The organism is Curtobacterium sp. MCBA15_004 (genome assembly GCF_001865055.2).
In the GTDB taxonomy this organism is placed as follows: Bacteria; Actinomycetota; Actinomycetes; order Actinomycetales; family Microbacteriaceae; genus Curtobacterium.
The window spans coordinates 3,176,749-3,189,782 of the sequence record NZ_CP126266.1; the positions used below are offsets into that span (position 1 = coordinate 3,176,749).

General features: G+C 72.0%; 14 protein-coding genes and 1 tRNA gene. 5 read left to right on the forward strand and 10 right to left on the reverse strand.

What is annotated here, in order from left to right; all coding sequences use genetic code 11:
* The first annotated feature begins 45 nt into the window (after positions 1-45).
* The 3 genes from QOL16_RS14910 (at position 46) to QOL16_RS14920 (ending at position 1,478) form a co-directional block, all read left to right on the forward strand.
* On the forward strand, positions 46-309 hold the full coding sequence (locus QOL16_RS14910) for a glutaredoxin domain-containing protein (RefSeq protein WP_071285904.1): 264 nt from the start codon (positions 46-48) through the stop codon (positions 307-309).
* Positions 310-480: 171 nt separating this feature from the next.
* On the forward strand, positions 481-756 hold the full coding sequence (locus QOL16_RS14915) for a GlsB/YeaQ/YmgE family stress response membrane protein (RefSeq protein ID WP_065963609.1): 276 nt from the start codon (positions 481-483) through the stop codon (positions 754-756).
* Positions 757-935: 179 nt separating this feature from the next.
* Positions 936-1,478, forward strand: a complete 543-nt coding sequence (locus QOL16_RS14920) for a hypothetical protein (protein WP_065963611.1) — start codon at positions 936-938, stop codon at positions 1,476-1,478.
* A gap of 126 nt (positions 1,479-1,604) precedes the next feature.
* On the opposite strand, the gene nadE is transcribed toward QOL16_RS14920, so the two are convergent.
* Both nadE and QOL16_RS14930 read right to left on the reverse strand, forming a co-directional pair.
* Positions 1,605-2,432, reverse strand: a complete 828-nt coding sequence (nadE, locus tag QOL16_RS14925; RefSeq protein WP_065963614.1) for an ammonia-dependent NAD(+) synthetase — start codon at positions 2,430-2,432, stop codon at positions 1,605-1,607.
* Positions 2,433-2,567: 135 nt separating this feature from the next.
* The gene (locus tag QOL16_RS14930) at positions 2,568-2,735 is read right to left on the reverse strand and encodes a hypothetical protein (RefSeq protein ID WP_175473096.1); all 168 of its coding nucleotides are present in this window, start codon (positions 2,733-2,735) and stop codon (positions 2,568-2,570) included.
* A 434-nt stretch (positions 2,736-3,169) separates the two neighbouring features.
* Here QOL16_RS14930 and QOL16_RS14935 point away from each other — a divergent pair, with 434 nt between their 5' ends.
* Positions 3,170-4,309, forward strand: coding sequence for an AI-2E family transporter (locus QOL16_RS14935; protein WP_065963617.1), 1,140 nt, complete (start codon positions 3,170-3,172; stop codon positions 4,307-4,309).
* A 296-nt stretch (positions 4,310-4,605) separates the two neighbouring features.
* Here QOL16_RS14935 and argG read toward each other — a convergent pair whose 3' ends face one another.
* The 6 genes from argG to QOL16_RS14965 all read right to left on the reverse strand — a co-directional run bounded on the left by argG (position 4,606) and on the right by QOL16_RS14965 (position 10,359).
* Entirely contained in the window at positions 4,606-6,045 is a 1,440-nt protein-coding gene (gene argG / locus QOL16_RS14940; RefSeq protein ID WP_065963619.1) for an argininosuccinate synthase, read from the reverse strand.
* 154 nt (positions 6,046-6,199) lie between these two features.
* Positions 6,200-6,274 (reverse strand) — tRNA-Arg (locus QOL16_RS14945).
* 14 nt (positions 6,275-6,288) lie between these two features.
* Positions 6,289-7,404 (reverse strand): epoxide hydrolase family protein, encoded by a 1,116-nt coding sequence (locus QOL16_RS14950; protein WP_071284770.1) that lies wholly within the window; start codon positions 7,402-7,404, stop codon positions 6,289-6,291.
* 124 nt (positions 7,405-7,528) lie between these two features.
* On the reverse strand, positions 7,529-8,023 hold the full coding sequence (locus QOL16_RS14955; RefSeq protein WP_065963623.1) for an HNH endonuclease: 495 nt from the start codon (positions 8,021-8,023) through the stop codon (positions 7,529-7,531).
* A gap of 398 nt (positions 8,024-8,421) precedes the next feature.
* Positions 8,422-9,372 carry a C40 family peptidase gene (locus QOL16_RS14960; RefSeq protein ID WP_071245250.1) on the reverse strand — a complete coding sequence of 317 codons (951 nt, stop codon included), beginning with the start codon at positions 9,370-9,372 and terminating at the stop codon, positions 8,422-8,424.
* A gap of 291 nt (positions 9,373-9,663) precedes the next feature.
* Complete coding sequence (locus tag QOL16_RS14965) at positions 9,664-10,359, reverse strand: metal-dependent transcriptional regulator (protein ID WP_065963626.1); 696 nt, start codon at positions 10,357-10,359, stop codon at positions 9,664-9,666.
* A gap of 150 nt (positions 10,360-10,509) precedes the next feature.
* Here QOL16_RS14965 and serC point away from each other — a divergent pair, with 150 nt between their 5' ends.
* Complete coding sequence (serC, locus tag QOL16_RS14970) at positions 10,510-11,628, forward strand: phosphoserine transaminase (protein WP_065963627.1); 1,119 nt, start codon at positions 10,510-10,512, stop codon at positions 11,626-11,628.
* Positions 11,629-11,973: 345 nt separating this feature from the next.
* Here serC and QOL16_RS14975 read toward each other — a convergent pair whose 3' ends face one another.
* Together QOL16_RS14975 and QOL16_RS14980 are read right to left on the reverse strand one after the other, a co-directional pair.
* On the reverse strand, positions 11,974-12,654 hold the full coding sequence (locus QOL16_RS14975) for a DUF3027 domain-containing protein (RefSeq protein WP_065963629.1): 681 nt from the start codon (positions 12,652-12,654) through the stop codon (positions 11,974-11,976).
* Entirely contained in the window at positions 12,654-13,031 is a 378-nt protein-coding gene (locus QOL16_RS14980; protein ID WP_065963630.1) for a cold-shock protein, read from the reverse strand. Before QOL16_RS14980 ends, QOL16_RS14975 begins: the two co-directional genes overlap by 1 nt.
* Positions 13,032-13,034 lie beyond the last annotated feature (3 nt).

Sequence of the window (13,034 nt, forward strand, 5' to 3'; positions counted from 1 at the left end):
GCCGTCGTGGGAATGTCCGGTGTCCTCCGGACGTACTGTGTGGACATGACTGACGAGACGTTCGACAAGGTGACGATGTTCGGCGCGGACTGGTGCCGCGACTGCCGGCGCTCGAAGGCGCTGCTCGACGGGCTGGGGCTCGACTACGAGTACGTCGACGTCGAGGCGGACCTGTCCGCGGCCGGCCGTGCCGAGGCGATCAGCGGACGCAAGAACATCCCGGTCGTGGTGCTCCCGAACGGCAAGCACTTCGTCGAGCCGTCGGACGCCGAACTCCGCTCGGAGCTCGAGGCCGCTGGCATCGTCTGACCCGTCGACCACGGGCGCCGAGGGCCCGGCGGGGTCGCCGACCACGTCGGCGATCCTGAACCTGCGCACAAGCTGAGCGGGTGCTGAGGAACAACGGAGTTCAATCGGGGATCGACCCGAACCACGGACGGCCCCGACCGTGGTGGAGGGTCCTGATCCAAGGAGGACACCGTGCTCGGTCTCATCATCAGCCTCATCATCGTCGGCCTCATCGCCGGCGCCCTCGCCCGCCTCATCATCCCCGGCAAGCAGCACATGTCGATCCTCATGACGATCGTCCTGGGCATCGTCGGCTCGTTCGTCGGCGGCTTCCTCGGCTTCCTCATCTTCCAGCACGACCCGATGGAGGGCTTCTTCCAGCCCGCCGGCATCATCGGCTCGATCATCGGTGCCGTCATCGTGCTGTTCCTCTACACCCGCTTCGCGGGCCGCGGCGCCCGCCGCTGACCTGCTCGGTCGACGCCCACGCGCCGACCCGGCTGGGTACCGTCCCCCGGTCCGAACGCCCCGCACCACGTCCTCGTGGTGCGGGGCGTTCGTCGTCGGTGCCGAGCGGCGGTCGCCGCGCCAGCAGGGTCCCCCACCCGTACAGGTGCCACGGCCGGCCGGAGCGTACGGTCCCGATCATGACCAACGAGAACGAACGCTCACGTCCTGAGGACGACGTCGCACGACTCGGACTCGTGGTCGTCGGTGAGGCGTCGGCCCTGCACGCCGGGGACGACGACGCACTCGACGCCAGCGAGGCGAACATCCGCGAGACTGTCGACAGCATGGTCGACGAACCCCTGACCGACCGGCAGGAGGAGGTCGTCGAGCGCCTGGCCTCGGCGAGCGGGACCCTGACGGCCGGCCTGAGCGGCGCCCTCGCGGCGAAGACGGGCAGCAGCGTCGACGACGTGCTCGAGGGTGCAGCTCGCAGTGTGCTCTGGCAGCAGCGGCTCGCCGCCGAGCGCGACGCCGGCGGGACGCTCTCCCCGGCCGACCTCGCCGACCTCGCAGACGCCGCTGATGCCTCCGACCCCACCGACGCGTCCACCCGGGGGCAGCACGACAGCGAGGCGGACGCCGCCGCGCACGACGCCGACCGTGGCCAGCGCGGCGAGCGCGAGGACGCCGGCGGCCAGCAGCAGCGCCGCGGCGACGACGAGGGCGACCGCCGGGCCTGATCCCGCCGGGGCGGCGGCCGCTCCGGCCACACGGACACGGCGCGACTGACGACGGGAGGCGCGGTGCGGGACGGACCCGCACCGCGCCTCCCGTCGGTCCCCCGTGGGCGAGGCCCGCCCGACGGCCTAGGCCGTCGGGCGCCACCACTCGTCGAAGGGCGTCGCCGGCACGCGGCGCTTGTGCTCCGTGGCGCGGTAGCGCGTCTCGATGGCCTCGGCGACCTCGACCGGGACGTCGTGCCCCTGCAGGTACGCGTCGATCTCGACGTAGGTGAGCCCGAGGTTCGCCTCGTCGGTCTGCCCGGGCAGGTCGTCGAGCAGGTCGGCGGTGGGTGCCTTCTCGTACAGGCGCGCCGGCGCACCGAGGTGTTCGAGCAGCTGTCGGCCCTGGCTCTTGGTCAGGCCGGTGAGCGGGGTGAGGTCGACACCGCCGTCGCCGTACTTCGTGAAGAAGCCCGTGACGGCCTCGGCGGCGTGGTCCGTGCCCACGACGAGGAGGCCCTGCTGCCCCGCGACCGCGTACTGGGCGACCATGCGCATGCGCGCCTTGACGTTGCCCTTCACGAAGTCGCTGAGGTCGACGCCCGAGGCGGACGTGTCCTGCACGACGCCGTCGACACCGTGCTCGATGTTCACGACGATGCCGGGGTCGGCGCCGATGAACCGGAGCGCGAGCTGCGCGTCGTCCTCGTCGGCCTGCACGCGGTAGGGCATCCGGACGGTGACGAAGGCGGCCTCGCGGCCCTCGGCACGGAGCGACTCGACCGCGAGCTGGGTGAGGCGTCCGGCGAGCGTCGAGTCCTGTCCGCCGCTCACGGCGAGCACGTACCCGCGCGCGCCGGTCGTGGTCAGGTAGTCCCGGAGGAACCCGACCCGGCGGGCGACCTCGTGCTCGGGGTCGATGGTCGGCTGGACGTCGAGGTCCGCGGCGATGGTGGCTTGGAGTTCACGCACCCGACCAGTATCGCGCGCGGGTCCGACGTGCGCCGGGATCCACAGGCAGGCGTCACCTCCCGGAAACGCACCCCACGACGGACGGGAGGCGCGGTGCCAGCCGGCACCGCGCCTCCCGTCCGTCCTGTGGTGGCGTCAGACCTGATCGCCGAGGAAGTCGGCGTACGACGGTTCGTCGTGTTCGGCGCCGACGGGGACCGGGGCCTCGGACGTGCCGCCGATGCGTTCGGCGATGATCTCGGCGACCTCGTCGGGAGACCGGAGTCCGTGGCGGTGCCAGTCGGACGGCATGCGGGCGGTCACGAGTTCATCGCCAGGATCGAGACACCGAAGGGGACGGTGGTGGGGAAGCGCGTGGAGCCGTCGAAGAGTTCGACGAGGACGGAGCAGTGGAGCGTGGTGGCGGTCATCGTGACCAGCCCTTCATCGAGGTGATGCGCACCTCGGATCCGACCGGGCCGTCCCGCTGTGCCAGACCACGTGGAACACGTGGGCATCGTGACGACGGGACCCTGAAGGAGAACCCGGTCCGACCAGCGTAAGACTGATCTCGGATCGCGTCCACGTGGATGCGGATTGCGGCGACCCCGCCGGCGGCGTCCTGCCGTCGCTCCGGGACCCGCGGGCGTCGTCCGACGACCCCCGGCCCGGTCCCGCGGACGTCGCTCGACGCCCGTCGGCCCTCCGCTCGCCCGCGCCGGTAGCGTGGTGGGTCCCGCACGACCACGAGGAGCCACATGCCCCTGTTCGGCCGTCCCAGCGACGCCCCTTCCGACGCCGCCCCGAGCGCGATCGTCCGCCCCTGGACCGACGCCTTCGGACGACTCGCCACCCGCTGCCTGCAGGCGATCGTGGTGTTGATCATCGCGAGCGGGATCATCTACGCCGCCGCCACCCTGAGCGTCGTGACGATCCCCGTGCTCCTCGCGCTCATCATCGCGTCGGCCATGCACCCGGTGGTGTCCTGGCTCCGACGCCACAAGGTCCCCTCGGTGCTCGCCACCCTCGCAGTGCTGCTCGGCGTGCTCGTCGTGCTCGGCCTGGTCGGCTGGCTCATCGTCGTCGCGGTCATCGCGCAGTGGCCCGACCTGCAGAAGTCCGCGATCAGCGGCTTCCAGCAGCTCCAGGAGTCCGTCGACCACCTGCCGTTCGCGATCTCCGACAAGCAGGTCGACCAGGTCGTCGGCGGCGTGCAGGGCTTCCTCACCAGCTCGCAGTTCGGCTCCGGTGCCCTCGCCGGTGCGTCCGCGACCGCGAACTTCCTCACCGGCCTCGTGCTGATGATCGTCGTGCTGTTCTTCTTCCTCAAGGACGGGCCACGCATCTGGGAGTTCCTGCTCCGTCCGTTCACCGGCGCCCGCTACGAGCGCGCCCGCCGCGTGGGTGACCGCGTCGTGCAGACCCTGGGTGGCTACGTCCGCGGGACCGCGAGCGTCGCCGCCGTGGACGCGATCGGCATCGGCGTCGGCCTGGCGATCATCGGCGTGCCCCTCGCGCTGCCCCTCGCGGTCGTCGTGTTCATCACGGCGTTCATCCCGATCGTCGGTGCCACCGCGGCCGGCATCCTCGCGGCGCTCGTCGCCCTCGTCGCGAACGGCCCCGTCGCCGCACTCATCGTCGTCGGCATCGTCGTGCTCGTGAACCAGCTCGAGGGCAACCTGCTCCAGCCGGTGCTCATGGGCAAGACGCTCAAGTTGCACGGCCTGGTCATCCTGATCGGGCTGACCGCCGGCACCGTGCTCGCCGGCATCACGGGCGCGATCATCTCGGTGCCGCTGCTCGCCGCGGCGTGGGGTGCCGTGCAGGTGTGGGACGGTCCGGAGACGCCCGCGCTGATGTGGCGGCAGAAGCGCCCGGAGACGGCCGAGCGGCGGTAGCGCGGGGCGGGGCGGCGCGGACGGCGCGGGGCGGTCCGCGCAGCGGTCCGTCGACGCCGAACGACACCACCGCCGTCGTACGACACCCGCGATGACGCACACGGCCCGCCGCCACGCTCGCGTCCCGACGCCGGCCGCACAGACCGACGCCGAACGACACTGTCGCCGTCGTACGACACCCACGTTGACGCACACGACCCCCCGCACCCGAACACGACGAAGGGGAGCCACCGCACGTCGCGGTGACTCCCCTTCGTCGCGTCAGGCCGAGCGGATCGCTCGGCGTCGCCAGCCGGTCAGTCCGTCCCGGAGTCGAACGCCGCGCCCTCGGACACGGCGTCGGTCGCACGCCCGAGTGCGTCGGCGGCGTCGGTCACCGGGGCTCCCCCGAGGATCTCCTCGGCCTCGCCCGCCTCGAGCTCACCGACGAGCTCGCCGGTCGCACCGCCGATGAGGCCCGCCGCCGCGTACTGCTCGAGCCGCGAGCGCGAGTCCGCGATGTCGAGGTTCCGCATGGTGAGCTGACCGATCCGGTCGTCCGGCCCGAACGCGGCGTCGCCGACGCGCTCCATCGACAGCTTGTCCGGGTGGTAGGACAGCGCCGGACCCGTGGTGTCCAGGATCGTGTAGTCGTCGCCACGGCGCAGGCGCAGCGTGACCTCGCCGGTGACCGCCGAGGCGACCCAGCGCTGCAGCGACTCACGCAGCATGAGCGACTGCGGGTCGAGCCACCGTCCTTCGTACATGAGGCGACCGAGCCGGCGACCTTCGTTGTGGTACGACGCGACGGTGTCCTCGTTGTGGATCGCGTTGAGCAGCCGCTCGTAGGCGATGTGCAGCAGCGCCATGCCCGGCGCCTCGTAGATGCCGCGGCTCTTCGCCTCGATGATGCGGTTCTCGATCTGGTCGCTCGCGCCGAGCCCATGACGGCCACCGATCGCGTTCGCCTCGTAGACGAGGGCGACGGCGTCGGCGTACTCGACGCCGTTGATCGCGACCGGGCGGCCGGCCTCGAAACGGACGCTGACGACCTCGGTCGCGACCTCGACGTCGTCACGCCAGGCGGCGACGCCCATGATCGGCTCGACGATGTCGAGCCCGCTCGACAGCTCCTCGAGGCTCTTCGCCTCGTGCGTGGCGCCCCAGATGTTCGCGTCGGTCGAGTACGCCTTCTCGGTGGAGTCGCGGTACGGGAAGCCACGCGCGACGAGCCACTCGCTCATCTCCTTGCGGCCGCCGAGCTCCTCGACGAACTCGGAGTCGAGCCACGGCTTGTAGACCCGGAGCCGCGGGTTGGCCATCAGGCCGTAGCGGTAGAACCGCTCGATGTCGTTGCCCTTGTAGGTGGAGCCGTCGCCCCAGATGTCGACGCCGTCCTCCTTCATCGCGCGGACGAGCATGGTGCCCGTCACCGCGCGACCGAGCGGCGTCGTGTTGAAGTACGTCTTGCCGCCGGAGCGGATGTGGAACGCGCCGGTCTGCAGCGCGACCAGGCCTTCCTCGACCAGGGCGCTCTTCGCGTCGACCAGTCGGGCGATCTCGGCGCCGTACTCGTGGGCGCGGCCCGGCACGGCGTCGATGTCCGGCTCGTCGTACTGGCCGATGTCGGCCGTGTACGTGCAGGGCACCGCTCCCTTCTCACGCATCCAGGCGACCGCGCAGGAGGTGTCGAGACCTCCGGAGAACGCGATGCCGACTCGTTCGCCGACGGGGAGACTGCTCAGGACCTTGGACACGGGGTCAATCGTACGGGGCGCACGGCCCGCGCAACCGTCCGGCCCGACGGTTGTGGAGAACCCACCGGAGAACCCGCCGATGGCCAGCCGTCGGCCGCCCGGCCCGCACGACCGGGCCGACCGCGACGGCGGGGACGCGCACCCGCTCGACGCGTGGTGCCCCTGGAGGGACTCGAACCCCCAACCGTTTCCTTAGGACGGAACTGCTCTTCCATTGAGCTACAGAGGCTGGTGCACCCCACTCTAGCGGCGCGACGAGACCCGGTACGGCTCCAGGAACGCCCGCACCTCGGCCACGAACAGCTCGGGCACCTCCACCGGTGCGAAGTGCCCACCCCGGTCGAGCTCGTGGTGGAACACGAGGTTCGTCGTCCGCTCGAGCCACTCCCGCGGTGCCCGGACGATGTCGCCCGGGAACACCGAGAACCCGGACGGCACCTCGACCCGCCGGGCCAGCTGCTCCGGCGGGATCGCGGCGTTGGCGTGGTACATCCGCATCGACGACCCGATCGTCGCCGTCGCCCAGTACTCGGTCAGCAGCGCGAGCACCTGGTCCCGCGTGTACACCGACCAGAGGTCACCGTCGCAGTCGCTCCACGCACGGAGCTTCTCGACGATCCATGCTGCGAGCCCGGCGGGTGAGTCGGTGAGCCCGACGGCGGCGGTCTGCGGCTTCGTGCGGTGCAGCATCGCGTACGCGCCCTCGGCCGTCCGCCACCGTGCGGTCTCGTCGACGAACGCCCGTTCCGCCGGCGACAGGTCCGAGGCGTCGAGCCCGGGCCACGCCAACCCGCCGTCGATCCGGTGCACCGCGACGACACGGTCCGGGTGGTCGAGCGCGAGGTACCGCACCACGTGCGTGCCGATGTCGCCGCCGGACGCCGCGAACCGCTCGTACCCGAGGTCGCGCATGAGCGTCGCCCACATCCCCGCGACCTCCCGGGCGTCGAGGACCCGCGGCGGCGCGTCCGAGAAACCGTACCCGGGCATGTCCGGCACGACGACGTCGAACCCCGCCTCGACGAGCATCGGCAGGACGGTCCGGTACCGCCAGCCCGAGTCCGGCCAACCGTGCGCGAGGAGCACCGGGAGCGCGTCCGGCCGACCGGACCGCGCGTGCAGCACGTGCACGCCGATGCCGTCCACCACGACCCGGCGCGAGGGCAGCGCCGCCAGCGCGGCGCGGTGCGCGTCGAAGTCGAAGCCGTCGGCCCAGTACGCGACGAGTTCCCGCAGCTCGTCGACGTCGACGCCGAGCGACCATACCTCCACGCCGGTCGTGTCCGGCCAACGGGTCGCCCGGAGGCGCGCACGCAGGTCCGCGATGGTGGCGTCGTCGATCAGCGGCGTCTCGCTCATGCGGCGCACGCTACGCGGCACCTCCGTCACGGCGCGACCACGGGCGGACGGGAGGCGCGGTGCCGGCCCGCACCGCGCCTCCCGTCCGCCCGCGGCTGCGTCAGCAGCCCCACCCGGCGGTCCGTCAGGCGGCGACCAGGAAGTCGTCCCACTCGGCCTGCGGCCGCTCGATCCCGCGCACGACCCACGAGGCGCCGTGCGGGGCCTTCGGCCGGAACCGGAGTCGCCAGCCCATCTCCTGCGGTGTGCGGTCGCCCTTCGTGTTGTTGCACGCGAGGCAGCAGGCGACGAGGTTCTCCCAGGAGTCCTGTCCCCCGCGCGAGCGCGGCTGCACGTGGTCGATGGTGGTGGCGTGCCGGTCGCAGTACGCGCACCGGTTCGCGTCGCGGCGGAGCACCCCGCGGCGTGACACCGGCACGAGCCGCGCGTGCGGGATGCGCACGTACCGCGTGAGGATGATCACGGACGGACGGTCGAAGGTCGCGGTCGACCCCGTGACCGGGTGGTCGGCGTCGGCGGCGACGATGGCAGCCTTCTGGTTCATGACCAGCACGAGGGCCCGTCGGTCCGAGATCACCGCGAGGGGCTCGTAACCGGCGTTGAGGACGAGAGTGCGCATGGGTTCCCTTCCGACGTGCCTGGACGGCTTCCAGGCGCTGCGGGTGCGTCGGGCCGAGCGACGCCGACGTGGGACCGCGGTCTGCGACCACGCCCGGAACCGCGAAGAGCACCACCCGGATGGGCAGTGCTCTCGTCAGGACAGGGCGTGATGGTGCACGCAGGGGGCGGTCGACCGTATGTCCACGAGCGCGCGCCGACCCGTGGTGCGGGTCGTGCGGATCGCTGACATGAGGTCTCCCGTGGTCGGGCCGGCTTCGGACCGGTGCAGCGTCAGGCTACGTCAGAAACCGGCCCAGCACGAGGGTGTGCGGGCCGGTTTCCGGGAGTGTTCACGGGAACGACACGTCGGTCGTCACCGCGGCGCGTGGTCTGGCGACCGGAGCGCGGGTGCCGTCGTCAGATGCCGAAGCGGACGATGTGGTAGCTGTTCGACCAGATCGGGCGGATCGAGACCGATCCGCCGGGCTTCGGGGCGTCCATGATCATGCCGTTGCCCATGTAGAAGCCGTCGTGCGAGCCGTCGTTGAACACGACGACGTCGCCGGGCTGCGCCTGGGACTCGGGGATCGTCGTGCCCGCAGCGTCCTGCAGCGGGACGGAGTGCGCCAGCTTGATGCCGTACTGCGCGTAGACGTACATGACGTAGCCCGAGCAGTCGAAGCCGGACGGGTCGGCGCCGCCGAAGACGTAGGGCGTGCCGATGTACTGCTTCGCGGTGGCCACGACCGCGGGGAGCGAGAACGGGGTGTTCGCGGCCGATGCGGTCTTCGCGATCTCCGATGCGCTCGGGCCGCTGTACGACTGGTACTGCTTCTGCGTCGCGGCGCGGGCGGCCTGGGTCGCGGCGGCCTGCTGGGCTGCCTCGGCGGCGGCCTTCTGCGCGGCCTGCTGGTCGAGGGTCGACTGCGCGGTGGCGCCGTAGCCGTCACGGTCGGTGCCGGCGAGGGCGACCGCGTCCGACACCGAGAACTGCTGGGCGTCGACGGTGCGGACCTGGCGCTGCGCGGTCGCGGCGTCGGTCCCGGTCTGCTGCGTCGACGCGAACGCCGGGGCGACCGCGACGGTGCCGAACATGCCCGCTGCGACGGTCAGGACGACCGGTGCGAGGAACCGGCGCTTGCGGGCCGAGGCACTCGCCTTCGCGGTCTCCGCGGCACGGGCGGCCTGTGCGGCACGTCGGCCACCGGGGAGCGGGGCGTCACGGACCGGGGTGACCTTGCGCACGGGGGCGGTGGTCTCGCGTGCTGCTCGTCGGGTGAGCGGGGCGGCGGCGACGGGGGCGGCGTTCGCGGTGTTCGTCGGGTTCGCGGGGGTCTGGCCGTCCGCGGCGGAACCGGTCTGCGTCAAGGGTGGTGTCTCCGGCGTCTCGTCATCACGGCCGGTGGCGGGTGACCGCCGGCGTGCAACCCCATCCGTTCGTCATCGTCTCCGATCGAGGCAGGAGACGGGTTCGAGACGTCCTGCCACGGGTCCTGGGCCTCGTGGGCGGCCCGGGACTCGTCGAGTGTACGTGGGCACCGTTACCGTGTCGAGACGAAACGCCCCTCAGGTAACGGTCCGGTGACGAAGCCCTGGTCAGGAGCCTGTGCGTGCCGTTACCTTGTGGGGTTTCTCAGACCCGGCGGTCGCCCTGGGCGCTCAGGACCGCTCGATGTACACGTGCTGCGCGACCTCGGACGGCAGCTCGATGCCCGCGTCCTCGCCCTCGACCCGCACGGCCACGTAGGCACCGGCCCGCTGCACGCTCGCGACCCGGCCGGGCATGACGCCCGCGGTGCGCAGCTGGTGGAGCAGCTCCGGCTCGAACTGGACGGGCTCGCCCAGGCGGCGGACGACCCCGGTCGCGACGGCGTCGGTGCCCTCGGTCGCGGCGACGATGTTCTGCACGCCGTCGAGGAAGCCGCCGGCCTCGGGTCCGCCGATCTCGGCGAGGCCGGGGATCGGGTTGCCGTACGGCGACTCGGTCGGGTTGCCGAGCATCTCGAGCAGGCGGACCTCGACCTGCTCGCTCATGACGTGCTCCCACCGGCAGGCCTCGTCGTGCACGAAGGCCCAGTCGAGGCCGATGACGTCGGACAGCAGGCGTTCGGCGAGACGGTGCTTGCGCATGACGTGGGTGGCGCGGGAGCGACCCTCGGTGGTGAGCTCGAGGTGCCGGTCCCCGGAGACCACGACGAGGCCGTCGCGTTCCATGCGGGCGACGGTCTGCGAGACCGTCGGGCCGGAGTGTCCCAGGCGCTCGGAGATGCGCGCGCGCAGCGGGACGATCCCCTCTTCCTCGAGGTCGAGGATCGTCCGCAGGTACATCTCCGTGGTGTCGACGAGATCGGTCACGGTCCGCCTCTCATGTCTGGGCCCAGCGCGCCCACCCTACTTGTTCGGGGTGACAACGAGGAACGCTCGCGAAGGCGCGTCCACGGGCGCAGCGGGCGTGCTGCTCCGACCGGACGGCTGGGGTGGGATACCGCTCGCTAGGGTTGCTCCATGGCCGACATCGTCATCCCCGCCGAACTCCTCCCCACCGACGGCCGCTTCGGCTGCGGGCCGTCCAAGATCCGTGGCGCACAGCTCGAGTCCCTCGTGACGCGCGGGGCGACGATCCTCGGGACGTCCCACCGCCAGCAGCCCGTCAAGTCCCTCGTCGGCGACGTCCGCCGGGGCCTGGCCGACCTGTTCCAGCTGCCGGACGGCTACGAGGTCGTCCTCGGCAACGGCGGCTCGACCGCGTTCTGGGACGCTGCGGCGTTCGGCCTCGTCGAGCGCCGTGCCCAGCACCTGTCCTTCGGCGAGTTCGGGGCGAAGTTCGCCAAGTCCACCTCGGCCCCGTGGCTCGAGGCCCCGCACGTCATCGAGGCACCCGGCGGCTCGCTGTCCGCACTCGAACCGGTCGAGGGCGTCGACGTCTACGCCTACCCGCACAACGAGACCTCGACGGGCGTCATGGCCCCCGTGGTCCGCGCGGCCGGCGACGACGGCGCCCTGACCGTCGTCGACGCCACGAGCGCCGCGGGCGGAGCGGCCTTCGACGTCAGCGCGACCGACGTCTACTACTTCGCGCCGCAGAAGAACTTCGCCTCCGACGGCGGCCTGTGGCTCGCCCTGTTCTCGCCGGCGGCGCTCGAACGCGTCGAGCGGATCGCTGCCTCGGACCGGTACGTGCCCGAGTTCCTGTCGCTGAAGAACGCCGTCGACAACTCGCGGCTCGACCAGACGCTGAACACCCCGGCGCTCGCGACCCTGCTCATGCTCGACGACCAGGTGTCCTGGATCAACCAGTCCGGCGGCCTCGCGTGGGCGGACACCCGGACGCGGACCTCGTCCTCGACGATCTACGACTGGGCGGACTCGGTCGACTACGCAACGCCGTTCGTCACCGAGCCGTCGCACCGGTCGCAGGTCGTCGCGACGATCGACCTCGACGACTCGATCGACGCGAAGGCCGTCGCCGCCACCCTGCGCGCCAACGGGATCGTCGACACGGAGCCGTACCGGAAGCTCGGCCGCAACCAGCTCCGGGTCGCGACCTTCACGGCCATCGACCCCGACGACGTGGCGAAGCTCGTCCAGGCGATCGACTTCGTCGTGCACGCGCTGCGCGGCTGAGGCGCGACCCGCCACGTGGCCGGGACCGCGCGGCGGTCCGGTCGGTCCGGGACCACGAGACGGACGGGAGGCGCGGTGCCAGCTGGCACCGCGCCTCCCGTCCGTCTCGTGGTGCGCACCAGCTCGTGGTTCGTGGTGCGCTGCAGGTCGCGGTGCGCGTCAGGTCGCGGTGCGCGACCGGTCGCGGTGCGCGTCAGGTCGCGGTGCGCGACCGGTCGCGGTGCGCGTCAGGTCACGGCGCGTGTCGGCCGCGGTGCGCGTCCGGTCGTGTTCGTGGTCGCGGTCCCGCGGTCCCGTGGTCCGGACCGTCGGCCGGGGCGGGTCGTCGACCCGCCCCGGTCGGGGTCAACCGCGGTGGCGGCCCGGCTCGGTCTCGCCGGCGTCGAGCCGGTCGAGCTCCAGGTCGTCGTCCGGCTCGGTCGGACGGACGCGCCGTGCGCGGCGCCGGGCGCCGCGGGAACGCGGCGCGGCCTCCGTGTCGTCGTCGTCCGCGTCGTCCGTCGTGTCCGCGTCGGTCACGTGGCCGAGCGCGACGACCTCGGCGGCCCGGTCGACGTCGACGCCGTCGAGCTCGTCGTCGTCGGACTCGTCGAGGTCGTCCTCGTCGTCGCCGAACTCGTCGTCGTCGTCCGACTCGTCGTCGTCGGCCTCGTCGTCGTCCGGGTCCTCGTAGTCGGCGTCCTCATCAGAGTCGGCGTCGTCGTCCTCGTCGGCGTCCTCGTCGTCCTCGGACTCGCCCTGGGACGCGCGGTACTCCGCCATGCGCTCGGACCACGGCACCCACTCGGGCGCGACGAGCGAGCCGTCACCCGGCATCAGCTCGACCTCGAGCACCGTGGGCTCGTCGCCCTCGACGTGCGCGACAGAGACGGTCCAGCGCCAGCCGGGGTAGCCGGGCATCCGGTTCGAGAACAGGACCGAGACGACCCCGTCGCCCTCGTCGACCGTGCCGACCGGCTGTCCGACGGTGTCCTCGGACGTGACCTCGAGCAGCGCCGTGCGCGCGAGCTCCGTGACGTCGACCATCAGGCGTCCAGCTGGTCTGCGACGTGGCGCAGGATCGCGGCGATGCGCTCGCCGTTCTTCGGGTAGCGCCCGTGGCGGAGGTCGCCGCTGATGCGGTCGAGCTCCTTCACGAGGTCCTCGACGATGACGGCCATGTCGTCGGCGGACCGACGGGACATCTTCGCGAGGGAGGGCTGCTCCTCGAGCATGCGGACGGACAGCGCCTGTGACCCCTTCTTGCCCTGCACGACGCCGTACTCCAGGCGCGTGCCGGCCTTGACCGAGGTGGTGCCGTCCGGCAGCGAGGACGCGTGCAGGAACACGGGCTCACCGTCGTCGCCGGTGATGAACCCGAACCCCTTCTGGTCGTCGTAGAACTTGACCTTGCCGGTGGGCATGCG